Annotated in this window: 23 protein-coding genes; 16 read left to right on the top strand and 7 right to left on the bottom strand. The window is 40.0% G+C overall.

What is annotated here, in order from left to right; genetic code table 11:
* The 4 genes from BDR01S_RS17140 to BDR01S_RS17125 form a co-directional block, all read left to right on the top strand.
* On the top strand, positions 1-1,085 hold a 1,085-nt coding region (locus tag BDR01S_RS17140), incomplete at its 5' end, for an Ig-like domain-containing protein (RefSeq protein ID WP_235846596.1).
* 352 nt (positions 1,086-1,437) lie between these two features.
* The gene (locus tag BDR01S_RS17135; protein WP_218007880.1) at positions 1,438-4,302 is read left to right on the top strand and encodes an Ig-like domain-containing protein; all 2,865 of its coding nucleotides are present in this window, start codon (positions 1,438-1,440) and stop codon (positions 4,300-4,302) included.
* A 286-nt stretch (positions 4,303-4,588) separates the two neighbouring features.
* Positions 4,589-5,062: a DUF805 domain-containing protein gene (locus BDR01S_RS17130; RefSeq protein WP_066248321.1), complete on the top strand. Its 474-nt coding sequence runs from the start codon at positions 4,589-4,591 to the stop codon at positions 5,060-5,062.
* Positions 5,063-5,261: 199 nt separating this feature from the next.
* Entirely contained in the window at positions 5,262-5,465 is a 204-nt protein-coding gene (locus BDR01S_RS17125; protein ID WP_066248319.1) for a hypothetical protein, read from the top strand.
* Here BDR01S_RS17125 and BDR01S_RS17120 read toward each other — a convergent pair.
* From BDR01S_RS17120 to garR, 3 genes are all read right to left on the bottom strand, one after another.
* A complete protein-coding gene (locus BDR01S_RS17120; RefSeq protein WP_066248316.1) occupies positions 5,449-6,768 on the bottom strand; it encodes a gluconate:H+ symporter in 1,320 nt (439 codons plus the stop codon). The genes BDR01S_RS17125 and BDR01S_RS17120 overlap by 17 nt on opposite strands.
* A gap of 66 nt (positions 6,769-6,834) precedes the next feature.
* Entirely contained in the window at positions 6,835-8,271 is a 1,437-nt protein-coding gene (locus BDR01S_RS17115) for a four-carbon acid sugar kinase family protein (protein WP_418303019.1), read from the bottom strand.
* A gap of 3 nt (positions 8,272-8,274) precedes the next feature.
* Positions 8,275-9,168 (bottom strand): 2-hydroxy-3-oxopropionate reductase, encoded by an 894-nt coding sequence (gene garR, locus BDR01S_RS17110; RefSeq protein ID WP_066248312.1) that lies wholly within the window; start codon positions 9,166-9,168, stop codon positions 8,275-8,277.
* 240 nt (positions 9,169-9,408) lie between these two features.
* Between garR and BDR01S_RS17105 the strand changes: the two genes are divergently transcribed.
* The 4 genes from BDR01S_RS17105 to BDR01S_RS17090 all read left to right on the top strand — a co-directional run bounded on the left by BDR01S_RS17105 (position 9,409) and on the right by BDR01S_RS17090 (position 14,184).
* Entirely contained in the window at positions 9,409-10,029 is a 621-nt protein-coding gene (locus BDR01S_RS17105) for a GntR family transcriptional regulator (protein WP_066259503.1), read from the top strand.
* A 523-nt stretch (positions 10,030-10,552) separates the two neighbouring features.
* Positions 10,553-11,758 carry a hypothetical protein gene (locus tag BDR01S_RS17100; RefSeq protein ID WP_066248310.1) on the top strand — a complete coding sequence of 402 codons (1,206 nt, stop codon included), beginning with the start codon at positions 10,553-10,555 and terminating at the stop codon, positions 11,756-11,758.
* 18 nt (positions 11,759-11,776) lie between these two features.
* Positions 11,777-13,012: a Zn-dependent hydrolase gene (locus BDR01S_RS17095; protein ID WP_066248308.1), complete on the top strand. Its 1,236-nt coding sequence runs from the start codon at positions 11,777-11,779 to the stop codon at positions 13,010-13,012.
* Entirely contained in the window at positions 13,009-14,184 is a 1,176-nt protein-coding gene (locus tag BDR01S_RS17090) for an amidohydrolase (RefSeq protein WP_066248305.1), read from the top strand. Before BDR01S_RS17095 ends, BDR01S_RS17090 begins: the two co-directional genes overlap by 4 nt.
* Positions 14,185-14,266: 82 nt before the next feature.
* On the opposite strand, the gene BDR01S_RS25845 is transcribed toward BDR01S_RS17090, so the two are convergent.
* Complete coding sequence (locus BDR01S_RS25845; RefSeq protein ID WP_157412929.1) at positions 14,267-14,434, bottom strand: hypothetical protein; 168 nt, start codon at positions 14,432-14,434, stop codon at positions 14,267-14,269.
* Positions 14,435-14,850: 416 nt separating this feature from the next.
* On the opposite strand from BDR01S_RS25845, the gene BDR01S_RS17085 reads away from it, so the two are divergent.
* A complete protein-coding gene (locus tag BDR01S_RS17085) occupies positions 14,851-16,317 on the top strand; it encodes a YhgE/Pip domain-containing protein (RefSeq protein ID WP_066248304.1) in 1,467 nt (488 codons plus the stop codon).
* An 853-nt stretch (positions 16,318-17,170) separates the two neighbouring features.
* On the opposite strand, the gene BDR01S_RS25440 is transcribed toward BDR01S_RS17085, so the two are convergent.
* Both BDR01S_RS25440 and BDR01S_RS25435 read right to left on the bottom strand, forming a co-directional pair.
* Positions 17,171-17,344 carry a hypothetical protein gene (locus BDR01S_RS25440; protein WP_157406203.1) on the bottom strand — a complete coding sequence of 58 codons (174 nt, stop codon included), beginning with the start codon at positions 17,342-17,344 and terminating at the stop codon, positions 17,171-17,173.
* A 622-nt stretch (positions 17,345-17,966) separates the two neighbouring features.
* Positions 17,967-18,161, bottom strand: a complete 195-nt coding sequence (locus tag BDR01S_RS25435) for a hypothetical protein (protein ID WP_169801456.1) — start codon at positions 18,159-18,161, stop codon at positions 17,967-17,969.
* Positions 18,162-18,423: 262 nt separating this feature from the next.
* On the opposite strand from BDR01S_RS25435, the gene BDR01S_RS17080 reads away from it, so the two are divergent.
* From BDR01S_RS17080 to BDR01S_RS17055, 7 genes are all read left to right on the top strand, one after another.
* Complete coding sequence (locus BDR01S_RS17080) at positions 18,424-19,131, top strand: Crp/Fnr family transcriptional regulator (protein ID WP_066248300.1); 708 nt, start codon at positions 18,424-18,426, stop codon at positions 19,129-19,131.
* A 23-nt stretch (positions 19,132-19,154) separates the two neighbouring features.
* Positions 19,155-20,651 carry a YjjI family glycine radical enzyme gene (locus BDR01S_RS17075; RefSeq protein WP_066248299.1) on the top strand — a complete coding sequence of 499 codons (1,497 nt, stop codon included), beginning with the start codon at positions 19,155-19,157 and terminating at the stop codon, positions 20,649-20,651.
* Entirely contained in the window at positions 20,648-21,487 is an 840-nt protein-coding gene (locus BDR01S_RS17070) for a YjjW family glycine radical enzyme activase (RefSeq protein WP_066248297.1), read from the top strand. Before BDR01S_RS17075 ends, BDR01S_RS17070 begins: the two co-directional genes overlap by 4 nt.
* Positions 21,488-21,647: 160 nt before the next feature.
* Complete coding sequence (locus BDR01S_RS17065) at positions 21,648-22,904, top strand: nucleoside permease (protein ID WP_066248294.1); 1,257 nt, start codon at positions 21,648-21,650, stop codon at positions 22,902-22,904.
* Positions 22,905-23,521: 617 nt separating this feature from the next.
* Positions 23,522-24,238: a conserved phage C-terminal domain-containing protein gene (locus BDR01S_RS17060; RefSeq protein WP_066248291.1), complete on the top strand. Its 717-nt coding sequence runs from the start codon at positions 23,522-23,524 to the stop codon at positions 24,236-24,238.
* A complete protein-coding gene (locus BDR01S_RS25430) occupies positions 24,231-24,404 on the top strand; it encodes a replicative helicase loader/inhibitor (protein WP_235846595.1) in 174 nt (57 codons plus the stop codon). The genes BDR01S_RS17060 and BDR01S_RS25430 overlap by 8 nt, the downstream gene beginning before the upstream one ends.
* Before the next feature lie 126 nt (positions 24,405-24,530).
* Positions 24,531-25,523 carry a Gfo/Idh/MocA family protein gene (locus BDR01S_RS17055; protein ID WP_066248289.1) on the top strand — a complete coding sequence of 331 codons (993 nt, stop codon included), beginning with the start codon at positions 24,531-24,533 and terminating at the stop codon, positions 25,521-25,523.
* Positions 25,524-25,697: 174 nt separating this feature from the next.
* Here BDR01S_RS17055 and BDR01S_RS17050 read toward each other — a convergent pair whose 3' ends face one another.
* Positions 25,698-26,864: a uracil-xanthine permease family protein gene (locus BDR01S_RS17050; RefSeq protein WP_082797471.1), complete on the bottom strand. Its 1,167-nt coding sequence runs from the start codon at positions 26,862-26,864 to the stop codon at positions 25,698-25,700.
* Positions 26,865-26,905: the final 41 nt, after the last annotated feature.

Below are 26,905 nucleotides of genomic sequence, written 5' to 3'. Positions count from 1 at the left end.
CTATTGACGTGCAAAAGGCAGGCACAGAATTAGTCATTTCTGCAACGGATAATTCTGGTAATGTAAGTGAACAAAATGCCGTAATGGTGAAAGATGCAACCTCCCCTACGAAACCAGTAGTTAGTACAGTAAGCGATAGAGATACTACCATTACAGGTGTAGCAGAACCTGGATCAAAAGTAGAAGTAAAGGCAAATGATTCATTAATCGGTACAGGGACAGCAGGGCAAGATGGCAAATATAAAGTGACGATTCGAGTTCAAAAAGCTGGAACAATATTAGCGATTATCGCAACAGATGCTGCTGGAAATGAAAGTGAAGCAGCCACAATAAAGGTTTTAGACAAAACAGAACCAGCAGTTTTAATAGTAAATACAGTTTCAGACAAGTCAAAGGAAGTAACCGGCAAGACTGAGGCGGGAGCGACTGTATCGATCATAATCGGCACAAAGATTTATGCAGCAAAAGCTGATACAAATGGGAACTTCAAAGTGATCATTCCAGCGCAAAAAGCAGGCACAAAGTTAATTGTAACGGCCAAGGATGCTGCTGGTAATAGTGTCGCAAAAAGTATCACAGTTCTTGATAAAACCGCACCAGTTGTTCCATCAGTTACAACTGTTACAGACCTAGTAAAAGTGGTAACTGGTAAAGCAGAAGCAGGAGCAATTGTTACTGTTACAATTGGAACGAAAAGGTATATTGCCAAAGCGGATTTGAAGGGTAACTTTAAGGTAACGATTCCTGTCCAAAAAGCAGGTACAAAGGTAGTTGTGACAGCGAAAGATGCAGCCGGAAATGTAAGTGTAGCTAAGAGCGTGACTGTCATTGACAAAACCGCCCCATTGGCACCAAAAGTTAAAACTGTAGTGAAAAGCACAACAAAAGAAGTTACAGGAACTGCCGAAGCCTACTCTACCATAACGATTAAAGTAGGTAAAAAAGTCATCGGCACAGCCAAAACAGATTCCAAAGGGAACTTCAAAGTGAAAATTAAATTCCAAAAGAAGAAAACGATTTTAAGCGTGACAGCAACCGATAAGGCAAAGAATGTTAGTAAGGCAGCGACAGTCAAAGTTAAATAATATTTTAAAAGGAAATCCTCTTCACTTTTTGTGAAGAGGATTTTTTATTGGAAGTTAATAACCTGACCCCAGCTAACGATACCGAATTTCAGTTTAATACCATTGCCTGTTACACATAAAAGTTATTCGAGGATTGATAGTCAGTTAAAATTGAAATATGGATTAACTCTGTGTTGGAATCCTTGGAGAACTTCCAGGACCGTTCCCGTGGAGTTTTCATCAAGCACTATTTAACAGCATCAAAGATCTAATATTGTAAAAATAGTTGTTTAATAAGGTGATAGTTATCAATTATAATAATATTGATATTTACGATTTCAGGAAAGGGGGTAAATTATTTACTCCTTCACCAGTGGGAGAAAAAACGATGAGACGAAGGAGCTTTTTGGTGTTTTTGACGGTTTTCTATGTTTTATTTACTAGCATAGGAGGGATTCAAGGTAATGCAAGTTCAGGGACAACTGTTCGTGGAATAATTAATCAGAATACAATATGGACTGTTGCAAGTTCTCCATATTCTCTATCAGGAGATATTCAAATAGCTAATGGTGTCAAATTAACGGTAGAACCTGGGGTAACTATTGAAGGTAATAATTTTCGTATTAGGGATTTCGGGGAATTTGAAGCAGTAGGTAATCCTGATTCAAAAATAATATTTAACAATGTAAATATCGAGCCAGGTGCGGGGGATTATAGTAAGCGGTTTCTAATCCATATTGAAAAAGCTGTCATTAATCAGGGGAGTTTGTATCGTCCTACTGGTGGTGCTATTTATGGAAGCTTAATATTAAAAGATACAAGGCTATCTAATTTATCTGATTTTTTATATCTTTGGTATCCGAAAAGTGATGTATATATTGAACAAAATGTATTTATTAATTCTGGTGGTATTAGTGTTGGTACAAGTGATAATGTTACGGTACATATTTTTAATAATGTATTCTACAATTATAAAAATTTTGCAATTGAAAATTGGGCAAGTTACGCACCTTCTGAAACAATTGTTTCATATAATTCGTTTATAAACCCTAAGGATAGTACAGGTTATGCTTTAGTTCTTCCTGCTAGTTACTCAAATTCTAAAATGACGGCTGCTAATAACTATTGGGGAACAACAGATGAAGCGTTAATAGAAAAAATGATATTTGATAAAAATGACGACCTTAGTTCTGGGGCATATGTCGGCTTTAAACCATTTTTACTAGACCCAGACCCAAATTCACCAGATATAACCGCACCAAACACACCAAGCGTAAATGAAGTAACGGATAAATCAACTAGTGTAACAGGAACAGCAGAAGCAGGTTCAACCATTACAGTAAAAGCAGGAACAAGTGTAGTAGGAACAGCAGTAACTCAGGATGATGGAATCTTCTCTGTCCCTATTGACTTACAAAAAGCAGAAACAACTTTATCGTTAACAGCAACAGATCATTCAGGAAATGTAAGTGAAGTGAAGGAAGTAACTGTAAATGATGCAACTGCGCCAACTGTGCAAACAGTCAATGAAGTGACGGACAAATCAACCCGTGTAACAGGAACAGCGGAAGCGGGTTCAACCATAACGGTTAAAGCAGGAACAAGTCTTGTAGGAACAGCAGTGACTCAGGATGATGGGACGTTCTCTATCCCTATTAACTTACAAAGAGCAGGAACAACTTTATCTGTAACAGCAAATGATCATGTTGGTAATGTCAGTGAAGCGAAGGAAGTCATCGTAAGGGATGTTACTCAACCTACCTTCCCTATAGTTAATAGTATTGATGAAAATTCAACTTATATCTACGGTTATGCAGAAGCAGGAGCTACGGTCACTGCTGTTGTGAATGGGGTGGAAATTGGATCAGCAGTTGTGAATTCGAATGGATTCTATCAATTTTACATTGACCAGCAGAATGCCTATACTGAAATACTCATTACTGCTGTTGATTTAAGCGGCAACGTAAGTGAACCTACCAGAGTCATAGTAAAAGATGTAACTGCCCCAGTGAAACCAGAAGTAAATGAAGTAACGGACAAAGAAACTTCAGTTACAGGACAAGCGGAAGCTGGATCAAAAGTAGAAGTGAAGGTAAATGATTCAGTAATCGGCTCTGGAACAGCAGGTGAAGATGGCCAATATAAAGTAACCATTTCCGCGCAAAAGGCAGGGACCGAGTTCGTTATTATTGCTACGGATAAGGCTGGTAATGTAAGTGAAATAACCACTACAGTGGTAAAAGATGTAACAGCCCCGGTGAAACCAAAAGTAAATGAAGTAACGGACAAAGATACTTCAGTTACAGGACAAGCAGAGGCTGGGTCAAAAGTAGAAGTGAAGGTAAATGATTCAGTAATCGGCTCTGGAACAGCAGGGGAAGATGGTCAATATAAAGTAACCATTTCCACGCAAAAGGCAGGCACGGAATTAGTCATTAATGCAACGGATAAGGCTGGTAATGTAAGTGATGCAGCGACAATAAAGGTTATAGACAAAACAGCTCCATCAGTTTTGACAGTAAATACAGTTTCAGATAAGACAAAGGAAGTAACCGGCAAGACGGAAGCGGGAGCGACTGTATCGATATTAACCGGCACAAAGATTTATGTAGCTATAGCTGATACAAATGGGAACTTCAAAGTGATTATTCCAGCACAAAAAGCAGGTACAAAGTTAATTGTATCTGCCAAGGATGCAGCGGGAAATGTGAGTATGGCGAAAAGTATCACAGTTATTGATAAAACGGCACCGGGGACTCCAACCGTATCCACTGTCTCAGACCTAAGAAAAGTAGTAGCTGGTAAAGCTGAAGTAGGAGCAATTGTTACGGTAACAATTGGAACGAAAAAGTACATCGCCAAAGCGGATTCTAGGGGCAACTATAAGGTAACGATTCCTGTCAAAAAAGCAGGTACAATGGTAATTGTGACAGCCAAAGATGCAGCAGGAAATGTAAGTGCAGCTAAGAGTGTGATTGTCATTGACAAGACTGCCCCATTGGCACCGAAAATCAAAACTACAGTGAAAAGCACCACAAAAGAAGTTACAGGAACTGCTGAAGCTTACGCTACCATAACAATTAAAGTCGGTAAAAAGGTTATCGGTACAGCTAAAACAGATTCCAAAGGGAAATTTAAAGTGAAAATTAAAGTCCAAAAGAAAAAAACAGTTTTAAGTGTGACAGCAACTGATAGGGGAAAGAATGTTAGTAAGGCAGCGACCGTCAAAGTGAAATAATTTAAAAAAAGATTAATCCCCTTCGCTCAATGTGAAGGGGATTTCTTTTGAGAAAGTCTCGAAATTAAAAAAGATTAATACCGGTGCCAGTGCGTTGGCTATGGTACCTGTCACCACCCGATATATGTCGAGATTTGTAGAATAAGAGACACCTTTAGGATCCTTGTTGCGTAATCGCGTGGTTTTATTTTACTGTTTTACCAAATAGCAAATATAGCCGTTTAAAAAAGCAAAGGGAAATGATACAATTTTACTAGAAAAATAACATTAATTGGGGGTTTTAAAAATGCAGTGGTATGTAAATGCAATGAAAAATTATGCTAAATTTGATGGAAGAGCCACTCGTCAAGAATACTGGATGTTCTATTTGTTTAATTTGCTATTTATGTTTGGAATTTTATTAATGGGAGGAATAACAGATTCTGATTTCTTTATGATTCTCTTAATTTTGTATTACTTGGCAATTATTATACCAACTATTTCCGTTACGGTTCGCAGATTGCACGACATTGGTAAGAGTGGAGCAGCCATATTCTATAACCTTATTCCTATAGCTGGTCCTATAATTCACCTAGTTCAAACGTGTACGGAAAGTCAGCAAGGCGATAACCAATATGGTCCAAACCCTAAAAGTTTGATTAGTAATAGTTCACAACCCCAATTCGCTGCCACAATAGAAACTATTTTTTGTGGTGATTGTGGACAGAAAACTCCTGTCGGAAATTTTTGTATGAAATGTGGAAAAGAGTTACATACTTGAATCTTGCATTTCTAACCCAGAATCCTAAAAAAGGGCATACTGGTAGTGTATTGGCTATGGTGCCTGTCACGCCCCGGATTTTGTCGAAGATTGATAGGTTTTTAGAATGGTGGAAAGTGATAGAATAGAGTTGCAGCTGAATATTGTTGGGGTGGTTGGTTGTTACGCTTCTTTCCGTTTCGGAAAGGAGGTGATCATCATGGAAACATTTCTTGAAATTCTACGAGAAGGTCTGAAGGGTATAATACGTGAAGTTAGCGCGTATTTCTTTTGGAAAAGTGTTCTAGAAAACAGGAAAACCACCCTACGCCGTTGCAAGCAAAAGGGTGGTTCACATAAAAAATATTCTGTAACAACCATCACCCAGACGGTAAAGGCTCTTCCCCCTATAGGAACATATTGATAATTAACACACCAGCAAGTCCGACAAGGGAGGCAATCGTTACCATTACTGACCATGTGCGAATGGTTTTACCTATGGTCAAGTTGAAGTATTCTTTATAAATCCAGAATCCGGCATCGTTCACGTGAGAGAAGGTCATACTTCCTGCACCGGTTGCTAGCACCATCAGTTCTGGGCTAACGTGTGCAGAGGCAACGAGTGGTGCGGCAATACCTGCTGCTGTTAATCCGGCAACGGTTGCTGAACCTAGGACTACCCGTAGGATCGCAGCGATTAACCAGGCGAGGATTAACGGCGACATGGTGGAACCTTCCATTAGATGGGCAACGTATTTATCAACATGACTGTCGATGAGTACTTGTTTGAATGCACCGCCAGCTCCAATGATTAAAAGAATCATGGCGATGCTGCTGATTGATTCTGTGATAGAGTTCATGATTTCTGGCATTTTTTTACCTCGATTTAAACCAAAGGTAAAGATTGCGACAATAACGGCGATTAATAGAGCAACACCAGGATTTCCTAAAAATTTAGCCGTTGGAATAAGCGATGATTCAGGCATCGTGATTTCCACAATGGCTTGGAAGGCAATTAGAATAACTGGAATAAGAGCAGTAAAGACACTAATACCAAATCCGGGCATTTCTTCTTCTGTAAACTGCTTAGGATTAAAAAGTCCTTTTGGAATTTTCACTTCCAACTCTTCTTTTTTAAACGTCTTTGTATATAATGGTCCACTGATAATGATCGCTGGAATGGCGATAAGAATTCCATATAATAATGTCTTACCTATATTGGCATCGTAAACACCGGCAACGGCTGTTGGTCCAGGGTGTGGAGGAACAAAGCCATGCATGGTGATCAATGCCGCAATAACTGGCATCCCAATATAAAGAATCGGTACACCTGCTGTTGCTGCGATCGTGAAGACTAACGGGATTAACACAACCACACCCGTTTCAAAGAATAGCGCAATCCCAACAATGAAGGCTGTTAGAACAGCCGCAAGCTGTACTCGTTTTTTTCCAAATGCGTTAACCAATGTGGTGGAGATTCGTTGGGCACCACCAGAATCGGCCATTAGTTTACCAAGCATACCCCCAAAACCAATAACCAGTACGAGATTGCCAAGGGTTCCGCCCAAACCGGTTGTGACGGATGTCATCGCTTCGATTGGGGTCATTCCCTCCAAAACTCCTACGATTAATCCAACAATAACCAGTGATATGAATGCGTTTACCTTGAAGACGACCATTAATAATAACAATAGGGCAACCCCTATACAAATATAAACGATTGGCATGTTTCTCCCTCTTTCCCCTTTGAACGTGTGGAATGCCAGAAAGGCATTCCAGTCTATCATATGGATTTATTTATTACTCAAAATTTCAACTACTGCTTTTAAATCACTTTTTGTTCCAACATTGCCTGGAAAAATAACATAGGACATGCCTGGATACTTACTTTCATCCCCGGTTCTCCAGACTGGAATTCCCGGTCTAATTTGTCCAGCAACGGTTGCTCTTCTTACCCTCAGTCCTTTTGTACCTACATCACTGGAGGTAATTCCACCTTTGGCGACAAGAAAATTTGGTTTTACCTGTAATCTCGTTACAATGCTTGTTACAGCATCCGAAATCGTAACGGACATTTTTAACTCTTCTTCTTTTTTATTCTCGCCAAGATCAAGCCGTTGTCTACTTGTATAAACGGCAACGGTTTTACCGGAGCGGATCAGTGATTCAGTTGTTTCTACCACGCGATCGCATTCTGCTTTGAATTGCTCTGGTTGTAAAACTAAATGACTATTAAACTCGATAAATTCAATGGAGGTTAATTCTTTTAATTTTTCCAGCTGTTCCGTCGTCTTTTTCACATGGGAGCCGATAATAACTAATCCGCCATTCCCTGTTTCTTCTATTATTAATTCTTCTCTTGTTAGCAGAGCTTTATCACTGACTCCGCCGATGACCTTTGGAAGGGCAGCTGCACTTCTAAAAAGGAAGTTCTTTCCGGCATTGATCGCTTGTACTAAGGCAGCCGTAAATACTTTAACATCGACTTCGTCGACTGCATTCACTACTACTTTATTAAAATCGTTTACCTGAAGAAGCTGTTCCGTGATGGCGCCAATCTCCATTGCCCGTAATTGTTCGAGCGTGATATATAATGTATTTTTAGCAAGAAATAAACCATTCGACTTTTCTTCAATCCATTCCCCTAAATGTGAACTAGAATAACCAAATGTCCGGTCTTTTGCAAATTCTGTTTCGCCTGCAGGCACAAGCTCATCACCAGTTTGAACATAGTGGATATTGTTAATGGTCAATCGACCGCCTTCTTTGAAAAAGGGCAAGATGACTTCACCATCTATTTTCGAATCAGAACCGGATTCGAGTGTATCCTTTAGAACGGTGGTTTCTAGTGGATAGTGTCCTCTAAGTGTGGAATCTCCACGGCTAATAATGAGGAATTCTCGATTTAATTTAGAAGCTACGGTTAAAATGTTAACGGCTATTTCGCGATGGGCCTTTTCCGTTTCTTCTGCTGTAAATCCTCGTGAATTCGTCAAGATAAAAAACATCGACTGTTCTTCAGTGAAGCCCTGCTCAATACTTTCGATAGACCAATCTGTGAAAACAGAAATATCATGGACGGTTTGGACACCTGTTGGGTCATCATCGAGAACGATTATTTTTTTGTTTAAACTCTTTAGTGCTTCTGTAACTAATTGATTGACTGCCTGATGGTCCACCTCAGGGATGGTTTCTAGGTAATCTGCGGATATTCTGTTTGTTTCAGTCATCATTTACGCCTTCTTTACTTCAACATTGGCAAGCTTTTCATAATAACGGACAATGCTGCCATGATCGTCTTTTATTTTTCCATCGACCTTTAATGCATGGAAAATTTCTAGCAACTGGCTTGATAGTGGAAGTGGTACGCCAATTTCATGGGCAGTGTCCATTACATTCGTAATATCCTTCATGTTTATGGCAATACTACCTCCAGCGACGAAGTTTCTGTCCAAAATCAATGGTACCTTAGCATCAAGTACAGCACTTCCGGCAAGTCCACCGCGGATCGCTTGGTACATTTTTTCAATATCAATCCCTGCTTTAGCTGCTAGAACCAGTGCCTCCGACATAGCAGCAATGTTAAGGTTTACAATAATTTGATTCGCAAGCTTGGCGGTAACGCCACAGCCATTGTCTCCAACTAAAGTAACGTCTTTACCCATGTCATAGAGTACTGATTTAACGCTTTCAAAAACTTCCTCCTTACCGCCAACCATAATCGCCAATGTGCCGTCTATTGCTTTCGGTTCTCCGCCGCTGACCGGTGCGTCTAACATGCCAACACCATTTTTAGCTGCTTCTGCTGCTAGTTCGCGAGAGACTTCAGGAGTGATCGAACTCATATCGATAATGACCGAACCTGCTTTGGCCCCTGCTAAGATTCCATTTTCACCTAATACGACTTCTTTCACATGTTTAGAGGCAGGTAACATGGTAATAATGACATCACTGTTTTCTGCTACTTCTTTGGCCGTATATGCAGCCACTGCTCCCGCTTCGATTACATGATTGACTGCTTCTTGATTAAGATCGGTGACCGTTAGTTTGTGGCCTGCTTTCATTAGGTTTAATACCATTGGTTTACCCATGATTCCTAGACCAATAAAGCCTACTTTCCGTTCCATATTAATTCCTCCTTGTTGTGTTGATCCCTATAAGTTAAGCGATGGAAAATGATGACTCATTCACCTGCAATCGCTTCCAAAATCTATTTACAAGATGATTGTACACAATTATGTAATATTTGTATACATTTTTTTAATTTATGTATACAAAAAATAAAAAGTACTGATGTCTTTTGTATTTTTTTAACATGAATTTTGGTAAGATAAGTGTAGGTTTGAAGAGATATTGAGGTGAACCATGTGTTAGAAAATAATCATTCTCGTCCTGCTTCCCATCAATCCTATGAAATCCTTCGTGATAGGATCTTGAATGGAGAACTTCCTGGTGGTTCAAAAATTGTTGAGGAAAAAATTGCTGCTGATTTAGGTGTCAGTAGAACACCGATCCGGGAGTCCATTCGAAAGTTGGAGCATGAGGGACTTATTGTAAATAAAAGAGTTGTGAAACCGTCCGAAAAGGACTTGCGAAATATGTTTCAAGTTCGAATGCTCCTTGAGGGCTATTCCGCTCAGTGTGCGGCGTCTTATTTAAAAGAGCATGATCTACAATCATTACATCAATGTGTAGAGATAGGAAGGACCGGAACGGTCGAGGAAATTATGGAAGCAAATGAGCGATTTCATGAAATTATTGTGCGAGCCAGTAATAACCCGGTCATGATTGATATTATTGATCGGATGTCATCGATTATTTTCCTGTTTCGAAAAACAGTAGTATTCTACAACCGTCCCCATCTAATCGACGAACACGAGCAAATATACCAAGCCATCAAAGCAAGAAATGGAGAAAAAGCAGATAGGCTAATGAAAACCCATCTACAAGCTGATTTGGAATTTTGCTTGCATTTGCTGGGCTGTTAAAAAAATTTTTGGGGGTCACTTTCGGTGCCTGTTACCGCCCATTATTGATTAATAATAAATAAATAAGTCAATAATCAGAAGGTGGAGCTCTCCCTAACTTAAGAGAAATATGTATTTGTATTTTTCGAATTGTCGGTGGTAGAGTCTTCATAAGAAAAAAGTATGTCCTTCCGTAGTTTGTTTGGTTTGGCGATTGAACAATACTACGATAGACATACTTTTTTATTTTTATTCATTTTAGGGATAGTGGAGTTTTGAATTTGCCAGAGATGGAATAGTGAGCGAACAGTGACTGATACTGTTCGCTTTTTCTTTTGTTTTCAGGTTATTTTAAGATAATTTTATTAGTTGTTTAAAAAAGGAAAAACATAATTCGAAAATAAAGGAATACAATGAAAACGATTGCAATAATAATTTTAATAGTTTAAATTGACTGAAAAATAAAATTATATTATTATTGTAATAACATTATATTTTCGAGTTACGAAAGATATATAAAATCATAGAAAGTGAAGGTAAATTTATGTCCCAAATGCTAGCTTTTGTTATTGTTGTTCTTATTTTATTAATCGGTGATTGGGTAGCTGTACGAACCAAAGCCTGGGTGCCGTCTATGTTTATCAGTGCGGTCCTTTTTCTGATAGGATATTGGACGTTTTTTCCAAAGGATATCGTTTCAATAGCAGGTGTTCCCCCGGTAGTCGCAACGATGTTGATGTACTTATTAATTACCAATATGGGAACATTGTTATCAATTAAGGAATTAAAGGCTCAATGGAAGACCATTCTCATTGCGATCTCTGGGATATTAGGGATAATTGTTTTATTGTTAGGGATTGGAACATTCATTTATGGTTTTGAAACCATGGTTGTCGCCATTCCTCCTTTAGTAGGTGGTGTTGTATCTGCCTTGATCATGTCAGAAGGTGCAAAGGAAGCCGGTTTAGCGACACTTTCCGTGTTTGCTATCGTTATCTATGTTATGCAGGGATTTGCAGGCTATCCGCTGACCTCAATCATGTTGAAAAAAGAAGGGAAGAGACTCCTTACTAAATATCGTAATGGAGAATTACAAGTAGAAGCGCAAGGAAATGCGGCTGCAGAAGTTGCTGCTTCAGTAGAAACAGCAGGGGTAGAGCTTAAATTATTTAAGAACATGCCTGAGAAATACAACACAGATTTCTTTAAGTTTTTTAGACTTGCTTTGGTAGCCCTTCTTGCCTACCTAGTATCAACCTTATTAGCACCAGTTGTTTCTGTTAGTCCATTTGTTCTTTGTTTATTGTTCGGGATTATCGCGAAAAGCATCGGTTTTCTGGAAAAGCAAGTATTACAAAAAGCAAATGGTTTCGGTTTTGCCATCATGGCTCTCATGCTGTTTATATTTGACGGGTTGAAACAAGCAACACCAAGTATGATGCTTGAAATCATTTATCCATTGATTGGTACAATTGTAATAGGTGTCATTGGGATGTACATCTTCTCCTTCATCGCAGGTAAAATCCTGAAAGTAAGTAAAGAAATGGCGTTTGCTGTTTCCTTAACAGCCTTATATGGATTCCCAGCAGACTACATCATCACGAACGAAGTAATTAAGTCGTTAACAAATGATGAAAAAGAAAAAGAAGTGCTAACAAGCCATATGCTGCCTCCTATGCTTGTTGGTGGTTTCATTACAGTTACGATCGTATCGGTTATTTTAGCAGGTATTTTTGTGAAATTCCTATAAAAAAGGGAGTTAATTTTTATGAACAGCCTTATCACACGAATTGAAGGACATATTGATACATTAAGTAAATTTACAGCCACACCTGGAAAAGGGACAACAAGACTTACTTATAGTAAAGAAGACAGATTGGCACGGGATTATATAAAAGAAAAAATGAAGGAATACGGATTACAGGTTCGTGAAGATGGTTTTGGCAATATCTTCGGCAAACTGGAAGGTACGTTAGAAGATGCCCCCAGCGTCCTGATAGGATCCCATTTTGATTCTGTCCCTAATGGAGGTTCCTATGACGGTCCTGCAGGTGTAATAGCAGGACTGGAGGTAGCTGCTCTTTTTGCCGAAAATCAATTAACACCCAAATATCCATTGGAAGTGATTGCGCTAATTGAAGAAGAGGGTGCAAGATTCAGCGGCGGGTTGATGGGCTCAAGAGGCATTACCGGTTTGCTAAGTGAGGAAGATTTCAAAAACCTAAGAGATAAAGATGGAATCTCCCCAGAAGAAGCGATGGTAAAAATAGGTTTGGATCCATCTCTCCCGAAAAAAAGAGATTTCCAAACCATAAAAGCATTTTTAGAATTGCATATTGAACAAGGACCTATTCTGGAAGAAAAAAATATTCCGCTTGGCGTGGTCGAAGCCATCGTTGGTTTAACTCAATTTGAAATAACAGTAGAAGGGCAGGCAGGACATGCTGGGACAACGCCGATGGAGCGACGCTCAGATGCATTAGTGACCGCTGCAAAAATGATTGCTCAATTTCCTACCCTCGCAATCGAGGAAGGGGACGGAACGGTAATGACAACGGGCCAATTACATGTATATCCAAACGGTGCCAATGTCATCCCGAAAACAACAGTCTTTACGGTTGATATCCGATCGAGCAAGGAAGAACATATCCAGACTGTAATTCGAAAAATGAAAGATTTAATAGAGTCATATAATGGAGACGGTATTCATATATCAGCTCGGCAGCAATTGTATATGCGGCCAAAAACGATGAATCAAGATATTCTAACTCTTTTGAAGCAAACAAGCAGTGCATTAGACCTACCATATTGCTCCATTAACAGTGGTGCAGGCCACGATGCCATGGTCTTATCCGATTTTACAGAGGTGGGGATGTTATTCATCCCAAGTAAAGATGGGCTTAGCCATTGTCCGGAAGAATGGTCAGATTCACGTCATCTAGCAAATGCCGTACAAGTTTTCTATGAAACGGCTAAGAAATTAACGGAGGCAGAAGAGAAATGATTAATGAAAAAATTAAAGCAGCGATTCAGAAATATAGCGAGGAATTAACGGCTATACGTAGAAAGCTTCATAGTGAGCCTGAACTATCCTGGGAGGAAGAAAACACCACTGTTTTCGTCTGTGAGTATCTCGAAAATTTAGGAATTCCGTATCGAAGAACAGTCCCTACTGGTGTTATTGCTACGATTGAAGGAGGGAAGCCAGGCAAAACGGTCGCTTTAAGAGGGGACATGGATGCCTTATCAGTAGAAGAACTAAATAAAGATCTGCCATATGCATCCAAAGAAGAAGGGAAAATGCATGCGTGTGGCCATGATTCTCACACGGCAATGCTGCTGATTGCAGCCAAGGCTTTAAATGAAAGTAAAGCCGATTTGCCTGGTAATGTTCGGTTATTGTTCCAGCCTGCTGAGGAAGTTGCAGAAGGTGCCAAAGCGATGGTGAAACAAGGGGCTGTTGACGGGGTTGATAATGTCTTCGGTATTCATATTTGGTCACAAATGCCAACGAATAAGGTTTCTTGTCCTGTAGGGCCATCTTTCGCATCAGCCGATTTATTTACCGTGACGTTCAAAGGAAGAGGCGGTCATGGTGCCATGCCTCATGATTGCATCGATACAGCGATTGTAGCCTCTTCTTTTGTTATGAATGTGCAAACAATCGTCTCAAGAACGGTTGATACTCAAAAACCTGCCGTTCTTACAGTGGGAAAAATGGTTGTCGGCACTCGTTTCAATATTATTGCGGAAAATGCCTTGATCGAAGGCACAGTCCGCTGCTTTGATCCTGAAACAAGGGACCATATTGAAACACAACTCCAGCATTATGCTGAACAAGTCGCAGCTATGTACGGTGCAACGGCAAAAGTGGAATACACTCGTGGCACCCAAGCCGTGAATAATGAGGAGTACAGTGCCAAACTAGTTCAAAAGGTTGCAGCTGAAGCATTTGGTGAAGAGGCTGTTTATTTTGAAAAGCCGACAATGGGCGGCGAGGATTTCAGTGAATATATGGCCGTCGTTCCTGGCAGTTTCGCGTTGGTGGGCAGCGGGAATCCCGAAAAAGATACTGAGTGGGCGCACCATCATGGCAAATTCAATATTGATGAGGACGCATTGGTTACTGGAGCTGAATTATATGCTCAATATGCTTGGGCCTATCTAAATGACTAGTGAAAGAGCTTTTAATTTACCTAGGGTAAAATAAACACAAAAGGATCATCCATGATGATCCTTTTTGTGTAAAAAAATGTAATTAAACCGGATAGACCGTTTTAAGATCAGCAAAAATGAGTAATTTACCTTCGTTCTCTAAGTAATCTACATTTCCCTCTGAAGAATAAAACCAAGTCTTTTGATTCGCTTCAGCATCAAATATATTTAGTTCATCGTGAAATTTTAATAAGATAGCAGCTGCGACCATGGGGACGGTTCTGGCGGTACTAACCTAATGAAGTATCATGAGAAGAACCGTCCTAGGGGCATAACTCTATAATTTGTTATTGAACCGATCATGAGTGATTCAATCCCAGACTAAACACCATGTCTATATTTTTCGAATGATACTTCTCAGAGAGTGCTTCGTCATAAAGTATGAAAAACTTATTCTCTAAAATTCCATAAAAATAGGCGAATGGATTTTTGATATGACGGTTAAATTTTCAAGTTATTTTAGTGAGAAAGTAGGGTTAAAAGACAAATCTCTCTCAACCTATGCAGAGGATTTTATGGATTTCGCTACTACCATAAATATTATTAATTCACCTATTAAATATTCTTATTCAATATAGCAAATAACTAATGGTAATAAAGTAAATTCAAAATAAGGGGAATAACACCGTGAAACGTTTGTTTAAGTTGAGTTCTACTTGGTTTCCTATTTGGTGTATTTTATTACTCATGTTGATTATGGTTGGTGTTTATATACCTGTCTTTGGTGGTACGAATCAAAATTTATCAGATGTTCCTTTAATTATTGTGAACGAAGATAAGGGCAAGGCGGGAGATGCTATTTTATTAAATCTGATTAAAACGCAAAATGGGAATTCCTTTAAATGGGATGTAGTGAAAACGAAGGAAAAAGCATTGAGTGATTTGAAAAATAATAAAGCATATGGTGCATTGGTGATTCCTGCTGACTATTCAAAACAGCTTTCCCAAGTACACGATTTACTTATATCCGGAAATGGAGTTGGAAAACCCGCAACATTAGACATTTTATTGAATGAAGGGGTCGGTCAATCAGCTTCACTGATTGCAAGCAATACATTACAAACGGTTGTTTCAGCCACTTCGATTGGGGTTAGTAGTCACTTTAAAAGTGAATTAAACCAAAAAGGGATTACGTTATCCCCTATGAATGCATTTTTATTAGATCGACCTGTACAATTCACCACGAAAAACGTACTGGGGCTGCCGGTCAAGTTAAATAAAGGTATGACTCCCTTCGTGATGAGCATCATTGCTTCTATAGCAGGGTTGGTGGGAGCCAATATGATTCGCGGGTACCTTATGAAGAGCAATGGGATTCTTAGAGAGAAAGGCTCCCCTTTACCTGAGTCGCAAATTCTTAAAGCCGCCTTGTTATTGGCGATCTTATTAGCGTTTTGTGGCTCCGTTATTTTGCAATTGTCGGTATTTGGATTTTTTGGCAGTGCACATGCTTCTAGCATTTGGTATATTTTCCTGTTTTCCTTTTTCTGTTGCTTAACCATGCTCTTCTTATTTAAAGCTGTTGCTTTATTATTTGGCGGCTGGGGAATCTTGGTGATGTTCCCAATTAATTTTATGGGGATTTTTTCAAGCGGCGGAGCCTTTCCGCTCTCGACCTTGCCACCGGTTCATCGCCTATTTAGTTTCATTTTACCTACTAGATATATGGTAGATGGTATGAGGGCGCTGCTATATTATCAAGGAAGAATGGAAGCAGGGCTAAGGGAAGCATTATGGGCCTTATCTATTTACTTTGTTATCTCATTGGCTATAATTATTGCCTTCATAAGCATTGAGCAAAAAAGAGAGAAGCAACATGTAGCTGCTAAAAAAGCGGAGAAAGTTGGACTAGTGGATAATGAACTTCATTATATGCAGCCTGCGGAACAGGGGAAACTTCATCCTTCGCATCAGGTAAAACAGGCTCCGAAGAACACTGCGAAAAATGATGAATATTTCAGGCAAGCATTAGGTAAGTTGGAAGAAGGCAGAGAAGAGGACTCTAAATATCTGAAGAAAATATATGAAATGATGAATGATGAAGACTTTCGGAATGCATTAAAATCATTGCGTGATAAAGATAATGATTTTTGAAGCCGATTTATGCAATTTCAGCTAGTTTTGATAATTTGGATTTTTAACCCCGAAAGGGGTGTTAGTACCTGATTTTGATAACCTTCTATATTCATTCTGTTAACTAGGTTTATTAGATGATACTCAAGTAAAAGGCCCCATATTAAATGGGGGGAAAATCTAATTCAGCTGCCTGCCTGGGTACCTTTTAAAAAAAGCATGGTTGGAGACAGCTATCGACATTCTTTTCAGGTATTTGAAGCGATAAATCCAGTCATAGGAGGTACTGAGGCGAGTTTTAATCAATCGTTTGTGTAGTGTGGAAATGTTGGAGAATTTAGCAAATGAAGGAGGTTCATAAGAAACCAGGGACTTTTTGTAGAAAAGTGGGGAATTTCCTGGAAAATATTCTTGCCGACCTCGACAATTTTCGTACTCAGTTTGTACGGGGAAAGCTTATAAATCAGTACTAGTAGCTGTTTTAACCAAACGTTTGAATAGTATAGCCTATATGGAATTTAGTCGAACGGCTGACGATTCGTGACAAAAGTGGCTTGGATGGTTTATTTCTCCTATTTTCATATCATTTTTCAACAATTTATTTATGTCTTAGGGAGTAAAGATTCATATTTATCAAGGAGTGCAGCCTTTCTAATCAAACGTTTGTTTAAAAGGGAAACATGAAGAAAATGGGCGAGGTTTGTCATTTCATCAATGATCAACGGGTCATGCTGGAGATTAAAATAGTCATATTAGTGAATTTGAAGTAGGTGTTCAATTTACTAGAGGGGCCGAAAATACAGGAAAAACCGCCCTATGCCGTCGCAAGCAAAAGGGTGGTTCACATAGAAAGTAAACTTTATTTTAATAGTAATTATTTTTTGATTGCATGATTAAACTTTTCCAATTGTTCCTGTAGGACTAAAATGTAATTCATCATTGCCATTCTTACTATAGAAGGGTAGTAACGGCTGTTAAGTTCTTGCTCACATTCTTCTAAATCCATCTTTTTAACTGCAATAATTTTATTCAATTCTTCTATGCTCATTGAAAATCACCCCTATTTATCAAATAAGTTATTATCAGGTTCGCCACTCTCCTAACCTATTTCTATATGATAAGGATGGACAAAATTTTAATAGTTTATACAACAATTCCATAACTATAATCTATCCATTTTAACCGTCTTCTCGGCGGTTTTTTGTGAACTATGCATCCATTCAGATTGAACAAGCTTACTCTATCATTCTGACGTTAAGATCAGTTTAAGATGACACAAAGAGATGCTCCTGCTGACCCGAGCAATACCATAGATTACTTCATAAAGTACTTCAAAGATTACTTCAGAGAAAAAAATAGTGGGTCATTTATTTAAATTGGGGGATCAGGTTAATCACCCAATCTGATTGATGGGGGAACAGGTTAAGCACCCGATCTGATAAATAGACGGAACAATTCCGCTTAAATAGTAAATAACATTAAAAACACTCCTTATAGGCGGAGAGATTCCGCCTATTGACTCAAAAAATGGAAAATTAGAGGATTTTGCGTTGCATAAGCGGAAAACCTCCGCTTATATCCCCTAAAATGAGCTTCATTCTATACTTAACCGGAAAATCTCCGCTTATTTTACTTTTCCTGGTTCCTCAATTGAGTTTTTGGTCGAAAACCTAGTCCATGATAAAGTTTAATTCTTCACGATCCAATTGCAGGTCCGCAACCGATGCGACGAAGACATCTTTCAATTTCTCATAGGTAGCAATTGCATCATCTTCGATTACTTTGTCTAGTACTGACTTTGAAACTTTTCCGCCAATCCAGCCACCCACTATTCCTCCAACAAGAGTACCCACGCTCCTCGACAATCATCGTATTTGTTGGTACGGTGGGTCCTTATATATCAGTACTTGTAGCTGTTTTAACCAAAGGTTTGAAAATCGTAATATATTACTATCATTTGCCAAAAGCATTCAAACTCATTTTTAGCATTTACAACATGTAAACCTATTTAAGGACAATCTATGAACATCCTTGTAATCTATAAGGGAAAACAGAAAATAGAGGACACGTGTCCTTTGGGCATACTAATTCTGGAGATATAATTTGATCAAGGAAAGGAGATGAAATATGGTGGATTTGATCGCAGCAATTGATACGGCGCCGCAGCCTCAAAAGGCATATTTGCAGCAATTGTTTCAACACATCCCCGTATCGAGTCGTTCCTGTCGTATGGTTGAAATGCAAGCGGATACAAAATTTATCGCTGCAAACGAACCGTGTAATGCTGTTTGGATTTTAATCGAAGGGCATGTGAGAGCAAGGGAAGAGCAAATTTCTGGTGATGTCTATGTGTTCACTGAATTCCAAGCGCCAGAGTTGTTTGGCGAAATGGAGGGATTAGCAGGAATCTCTTATTACAAAGTAACGTTAGTAACTGCTACAGACTGTAAATTCATCGTCATGCCGATGATTAGCTACTTAAATTGGATCCGGAATGATTCAGAGGCGCTGTTTTCACGAGTACATGCGATTATGAACTTCACTCTGAAGGAGTCGAAAAACGATCGTACCTATTTGTTTCTTGACGGGATCAATCGCCTCATGCTTAATCTGACACAGTATTATCAAAAGCATGCAAGAAGCAAAACATGCGTGATGCAAATCAAACGGCAACAAATTGCCGATGAAACGGGCTTTAGCACAAAAACAGTGAACCGCTCAATTAGAAAGCTTTCAGACAACGGGTTGGTTACACTAGATGGAAGGAAAATCATCATTTCCGAAAGTCAATACGAACAACTTTTAGCACTGATTGATAAAAAGATAAGTAATTAATCGCCAAAAAGGGAGTGGAAAGTATGAATCCAGTATTAGACATAATCACATCCAGAAAACTAACTTATGAACAAAAGATCATGTCACTTGCCCATACGGCAGAAGATACGGTGTCCGTTTTACCTATTCCAGAAAAAACGAAATACTATTTTGATAGTAACGCCATCGATGATCTTTATGAGGGTCATGCGCCTTATCGTCCACGGTACATTATGCCCGACTATGAGAAGTTTGTCAAAAATGGCAGTGAGTTTTTAAAGATTGAACCACCGCAGGATTTGGATGAATTATTGAATTCCTTGATGATTCTTTATAAGCATGTTCCGTCAATTACAGGGTTCCCCGTTTATCTCGGCAACATTGATAAACTCATTGAACCATTTTTGGATGTCCTTAGTGATGCGGAGGCAAAGAAAAAGCTTCGTCTATTTTTAAACTTCCTTGACCGCACGATTACCGACTCTTTCTGCCATGCGAATATCGGCCCGGAGCCCACGCGCGCAGGGAAATTGATTTTGGAGCTAGAAAAAGAACTACAGAATGCCGTTCCGAACTTTACATTGAAATATGATCCGGATATTACCCCTGACGAATTTGCGGAACTAGGAATTTACACGAGCTTATTCTGTGCCAATCCAGCACTATGCAATCATAAGGTGCACGCGGAAACCTATTCAACTGATTACGGGATTTCAAGCTGTTACAATATTTTACCGATTGGCGGCGGTGCGTATACACTTTCCCGTTTAACGCTGCCTGGACTTGCAAACGTTGCCACGTCAACCGAACAGTTCTTACATCAACTACTTCCTGATTGTCTCGAGGCATTAGGAAAATATATGAATGAACGCGTGAGTTTCTTGGTAGAACAATCTGGTTTCTTTGAAACGTCTTTCCTTGTGAAGGAAGGGCTGATTCATCCGGACAACTTTGTTGGGATGCTCGGAATTACTGGTTTGGCCGAGTGTACCAACATCCTAATGAGCGATCACGGAAAACGCTATGGACACGATATCGAGGCTGACGATCTAGCGGATGAAATTATGACGATTATTTCCGATTTTGCTTCACAGTTCCCTGCCAAGTATTCGAAAATCGCAAATGGGCGTTTTATGCTCCATGCGCAGGTCGGGATGGATTACGATCTAGGCATTACTTCAGGTGTGCGGATTCCTGTAGGGGATGAGCTGGAGAATATATACGACCACCTAAGACACAGCGCCCGATTCCATCGGGAAATTACTACTGGCTGCGGCGACATTTTTCCATTTGAAACCACTGGCCAGAATAATCCTAGTGCGATACTTGATATTGTAAAAGGCGCCTTTACATTAGGTTCAAAATATATTAGTTTTTACGAGCAGAATAGCGACTTGGTGCGGATTACCGGATATTTAGTAAAACGCAGTGAGATGGAAAAATACAGAAATGAACAGGTCGTTCTGCAAGGTACGACACACTTAGGTGCGCCAAACTACGACCATAACCGCCTTCAAAATCGAAAGGTGCGGGGGGTATGACAAGAGCTCCTATAAATAAGATTATCCCGTTAAGCCTTGTAGATGGGCCGGGGAATCGAACTTCGATCTTTTTGCAAGGCTGTAACCTGGCCTGTGCCTATTGCCATAACCCAGAGACTCAAGCTGTTTGCAATCATTGTGGTATTTGTGTAAGCGGTTGTCCTGCGGGGGCATTGTCGATTGTTGGCAACCGTGTAACCTGGGATTCCACAGCATGTATCCAGTGCGATCAATGTATTAATGTTTGTCCGACTTCGGCGTCACCTCGGGTGAGAAATATGACTCCAGAAGCAGTCTTTCAGGAGGTTCAAAAGAATATTCCCTTTATCCGAGGGATTACGGTATCGGGTGGTGAGTGCACCCTTTACCCTAATTTTATCAAGGAACTATTTGCTATTGCGAATGAACATGGACTCACATGCTTAATTGACAGCAATGGTACTACAGATTTCAGTCGTTTTCCCGAATTGATGGCGCTTAGCCAGGGTGTCATGCTGGATGTGAAAGCTTGGGATGAACAAACGTATCAAAAACTGACCAAGGGGCCAACAAATTCTGTCGTGAAGAAGAATCTTCAATTTCTTTCGGATTGTAATAAATTAGAAGAATGTCGAATTGTTTGCGTGCCGGGTGAGGTGGACGCAGAAGATGTCATCAGTGGCATTTCACAGATCATTGGTGAAAAAGTTAGGAAAGTGAAATTAAAGCTGATTAAGTTTAGGCGTTTCGGGGTAAAGGGGCGGCTGCAAAATACTCCCTCTCCAGATGACGCTTATATGCAGGAACTTTTGCAGTTAGCCATGGATTTAGGATTCGAACAGGCAGTCATCGTTTAATCAAATAAATGCCCCATGTTGATGGGGACTGCTGTTTATATCCCTATCAACGTTACGGAAATCAACGCAAAATTATTTTCATAATATTCTGTCATATTTATTTTTAAAAAATTGTTCATAAAAAATAGCATCAGCGCAGACCGCGCAGTGGGAGGAAGAAATGACTGTAAAATCAAGACTTAAAATCATGATGTTTCTTCAGTTTTTTATTTGGGGATGCTGGCTCGTTACGTTTGGCTCCTATATGATTAATACGTTGCAGTTTACCGGCACACAAGTTGGAGTCGTTTATGGCTCAGCAGGGATCGCTTCTCTTTTTATGCCAAGCCTTATTGGGATTATTGCGGATCGCTGGGTGAAGGCAAATAGATTATACGGAATTTGCCATTTCCTCGGTGCAATCGCTTTATTTGCAGCCGCACGAATTTCAGATCCTGGCCTTATGTTTTGGGTAATGCTTGTAAATTCAATGGTTTACATGCCGACGATTGCTTTATCTAATACTATTTCCTATTCATGCCTGGAAAGAGAAGGACTTGATACAACGAAGGACTTCCCATCGGTTCGTGTTTTTGGAACCATTAGTTTTATTCTGGCGATGTGGACCATTAGTTCCGGAGGACTTGAATTAAGTAACATGCAGCTATACATTGCTGCCGGGGCTGCGATCCTACTAGCACTTTATTCATTGTTTCTGCCCGACTGTCCAACTGCGAAGGTCCAAAAAGACAAGTCGCTTGTCAGTCTCTTGGGCCTAGATGCTTTCGTACTATTTAAACAAAAAAGAATGGTGATCTTTTTCATCTTTGCGATGTTATTAGGTGCCGCCCTGCAGATCAATATTTTATTTGGCGACCCATTTCTACATGACTTTGCGTTAAACCCTAGCTATAAGGATAGCCTGGTTGTTAAATTCCCAGCTATATTATTATCCATGGGACAAATTTCAGAAGTATTCTTTATTCTGGCCATTCCCTTTTTCTTACGTAAACTCGGGATTAAGAAGGTCATGCTGTTGAGTATGGCAGCATGGACATTGCGCTTCGGTCTCTTCGCTTTTGGAAACCCATCCAGCGGCGGTTTTATTTTACTGCTATTGTCCATGATTGTGTATGGTGCGGCATTTGACTTCTTTAATATTTCCGGATCAATTTTTGTCGAAAAAGAAGTCGACAGTCGTATTCGTGCCAGCGCACAAGGCTTATTCATGACAATGGTCAACGGAGTCGGTACCTATTTAGGAGCTGTGATTAGCGGAAAAATAGTCGATTTCTTCACGGTTGACGGCATAAAAGACTGGCAAAATATTTGGTTAGTGTTTGCTGCCTATACAGTCGTTCTCGGCATTATTTTTGCCGTAAGCTTCTCATACAAAATTGACCGTGATAAAATGGAAAATCTTAAAATAAGTGCATGATATCCAATCCCTTTTCCAGGCTAATTGCCTGGCTTTTTTTGCTTAAAACTTAAAGGAAGAGGATTGGTTGATATATTTGGGCTGTTTTCGTCAAAATGGTTAATCCCGGTGCCAGTGCGTTGCGATCTCAAAAGTAGATAAAATAAATTCGGATTTCAAGAAAGGAATCAGTAACTATCGTTCAGATAAGCTCCGATCTGATAAATAGACGGAACAATTCCGCTTAAATAGTAAATAACATTAAAAACACTCCTAATAGGCGGAGAGATTCCGCCTATTGACTCAAAAAAAGGAAAATTAGAGGATTTTGCCTTGCATAAGCGGAAAACCTCCCCCTATTTACCCCTAAACGAGCTTCATTCTGTATTTAACCGGAAAGTCTCCGCTTATTTACCTTTCGTTGGTTACTCCATTGAGGACAAGACTTCTTATTTAAAAGAAAGCAATGGGGACGGGACTGAACCTTTTTATCCGTACTCACCAAAAATACCCCCTGTCCTTTTTACATTCTTGTTTCTATATAAGAGGTAGAAGGAACGTTAGCCCATCGGAGGGCTGAAATCGTCTTAAGAGCGAATCAAGGTTCCTTTTCATAAAAGCTTAAAGGAGAGGTTCAGATGAGTAGGCTGTTGATTAAGGAAAATCCAGTCATGATTATTCCGAGTTTGGCGGTGAAGATTGGTTTGAATGAGGCTGTGGTGCTGCAGCAAATTCATTATTGGCTTGGAATTAGTAAGCATCAAATTGAGGGGAGAACCTGGGTGTATAACACGTATGAGGAGTGGCGGAAGCAGCTTCCCTTTTGGTCGGTCAGTACCATTAAGCGGACGATTCATTCATTAGAGATGAAGGGGTTGCTTCTGTCTGCTAATTTTAATCAGATGAAAATGGACAAGACGAAGTGGTACAGCATTGACTATGAAAAGCTGCAAGAGCATGAAGACAGCACCATTGAACGTCCTGCTAGTCCTACTCCGGACGCTGCAACGGGGGAAGTGGCGGAGGATACGAAGGAAATGGATGTCAGTCTATCCGTGAAAAAGATCATCCCATTTGATCAAATTATCCAATATTTAAATGAGAAGACTAGAAAGAACTTTAGATCCGGCTCGATTAAAACTAGGGAATTGATCCAGGCTAGATATAGAGAAGGATTTACGCTTGAGGATTTTAAAAGAGTCATTGATTTAAAGTCAGTAGAATGGCAGTCTGATCCGAATTGGAATAAGTTCCTGCGTCCGGAGACGCTATTTGGGACAAAATTTGAAGCCTATCTCAATCAGCAAGAAGGAAAGAAGAAACTGTCTGAGGAGGATTTTGATCTTGATGACTAAAAAAGAGATTTTCTCCCTAATGCAATTAATCGAGGTCTATTATGAACAGTTTAAGGTCACCCAAGAGAAATTAGATGGTTGGCATTCGGTGTTAAGTAAATATTCGTATGAAAAACTGTACGGGAATCTAATGGAGTTTGTCGTCCATTCACAACACCCTAGATAGAAGTATTTGATATAATAGAGATATGAAAAGTCTAATTCAATATAAAAGTAATAATAATATAGTATATTCATGCTTAAATGAATGGGGTCTGCCCCATATAATAATCGATAGATTGGAGTGATCGTAGTGGAAAAATCCAAACTTTGTTTTATCGGTGCAGGAGTTCATGCATCAGCAAACATTTACCCTTCTGCGATTGAAGCGGGAGCAACTATACAAGCAATTTCAACACGTAATATGGACCGTTCTAGGGCCGCCCTTCAACGGTTCGGGAGCAGTGGTACCCCTTACGATGATTATAAAAGGATGGTCAAAAATGAAGAATGTGATGGAGTTGTTGTGGTTGCGCAACCCGAAGACCATCCTTCCCTCGTCCTAGATTGTATCAAGGCTGGAAAAAATGTCTTTGTGGATAAGCCTCTTGGGATGAGTGCTGAGGAAGCAGCAGAAATCGCCGATGTTGCTGAAGAAGCGGGTGTAACAGTAATGGTTGGATTTATGAAGCGCTACGCTCCTTGTTATTCAAAATTAAAAGAGTTAATTTCAGGCGGTAAACTAGGTTCTGTGCGATCGTTTCAAGGGAAATTCGCAGTGGACAGCACGTCGTTTTGCAAAAATGAAGAACAATTTATGAAGTTAGTAGCCATCCATTTTATTGATCTTGTACGCTACTTATTTGGAGAAGTTGTCCTAGTAACAGGCTTTAAAAATAGTGACAATGAGTCTATTTCTCATAGTATTTCGTTAAAGTTTGAAAATGGCGTTGTCGGCAGCCTTTATTTGGCAGGGATGACAGCCTGGTCACGTGAAGGTGAAAATATGCTTGTCACGTTTGATCACGGATTTGCCATTGCTGATGAAGTAAATTCGCTTACCGTCCATGAATCTCAAACTTTCGCTGATCTGCCATGGAAATCTCTTAATGAGTCTGACACTGTGTATACACCTTCTGCCACGCCGATGTCTGGAACCCATAGAGATCTTTATTTACGAGGGTTCGTTGGGGAAATAAGTCATTTTATAGACTGTTGTAAAACTGGGGTAATCCCAACGTCAAATGCTCGTGATAATGTAAAAACAATGGCTCTTTGCGGCCAAATACTGTCTAATTTGTTGTAGAAACTCTTTGTGGAAAAGTCCAGGAGAGACGGTCATCACCCGGAATTTTGAGGGCAGTCCAGAGTTCATCTCCCGATCTGCCCTCAAAATTGCTGTTGCACCTCTATATTATCATTTATTTCCAATCTAACAACCTATCAATCTTCGACAAATTTCGGGTGGTGACAGGCACTATTAATCGTTCTTTGTCGTAAAATTAGGTACGAGCCAATGGATTAGCAATCCAGCAATGGTGGCGTAGGCGATACCATTATGAGCGTATCCAATTCCGATGATGAAGATGATTGCAACGATGACCAAATTTTTCATATTAGCCAGACTCACTTTTTCTTCAATGAGGTGACGAATCCCCATTGCGGCGATCATACCAAACAACAGGATACATATGCCGCCCATCACTGCAACTGGAATGGATTGGATAACAGCTCCAACTTTACCGAACAAGCCAAGAAGAATCGCAAGAACAGCTGCTCCTTGAATGATTCTACTGGAAAATTGGCGTGTGATGGCTAGAACCCCGAGGTTTTCAGCGTAAGTTGTTTGTGCAGGTCCGCCGATGAAGCCGGAGATTAAGGTTGCAATGCCATTCCCCCATAGGATTCTTGAAAATCCAGGATTTTTTGTCACCTCTTTTCCTGTAATCTCATTTAGTACAAACATATGTCCAAGGTCTTCGATGATGGTAACCAGAGCAATCGGCGCCATTCCGAGGATCACGACCCACGTGAATTCAGGCATGACGACATGTGGAAGAGCAAAAGTTGGTGCACTGACGATTGCTTCAAAATCAACAAATCCACGCACAGCGGCATAAGCATACCCTATTGCCAGACCAATTATGAGCGGCAAGAGGCGGATCACCTTTGTACCTGCAAGCGTAGCGAGGACGGCTGCAAGAAGGCTGACGATAGCGACATCCCAATGGGTCGAAGCCATGTTGGTCACCGCCGTGGTTGCCAGCGATAGACCGATTATACTTACAACCGGTCCTACGACAACTGCAGGAATTACTTTTCTGACTTTTTCAAAGCCGACAAACGAAATGATAATAGATACAATGGCATAAACAATGGAAACGCTGATAAGACCTGCAACCGCTTGACCTGGTGAATGTAACTTCCCCACATACAATGCTAGCGGAGCAATAAAGGCAAAGGATGAACCTAGATACGTAGGAACCTTTCCGCGTGTAATAAGATGGAAAATCAAGGTTCCTAAACCACTGGCAATAAGTGCACTTCCTGGATCAAGACCGGTTAGTGCTGGCACCAAAACTGTTGCACCAAACATTGCAAACAAATGCTGTAATGATAATGGTATCGCGCTTAAAAATTTTTTCAAACGTGTCCCCCCTTTAAATAGTTCCTACTTATGATATATTT

This window comes from Neobacillus drentensis NBRC 102427, assembly GCF_001591445.1.
GTDB lineage: Bacteria > Bacillota > Bacilli > Bacillales > Cytobacillaceae > Neobacillus > Neobacillus drentensis.
This window is presented reverse-complemented; position numbering and strand designations above follow the sequence as displayed.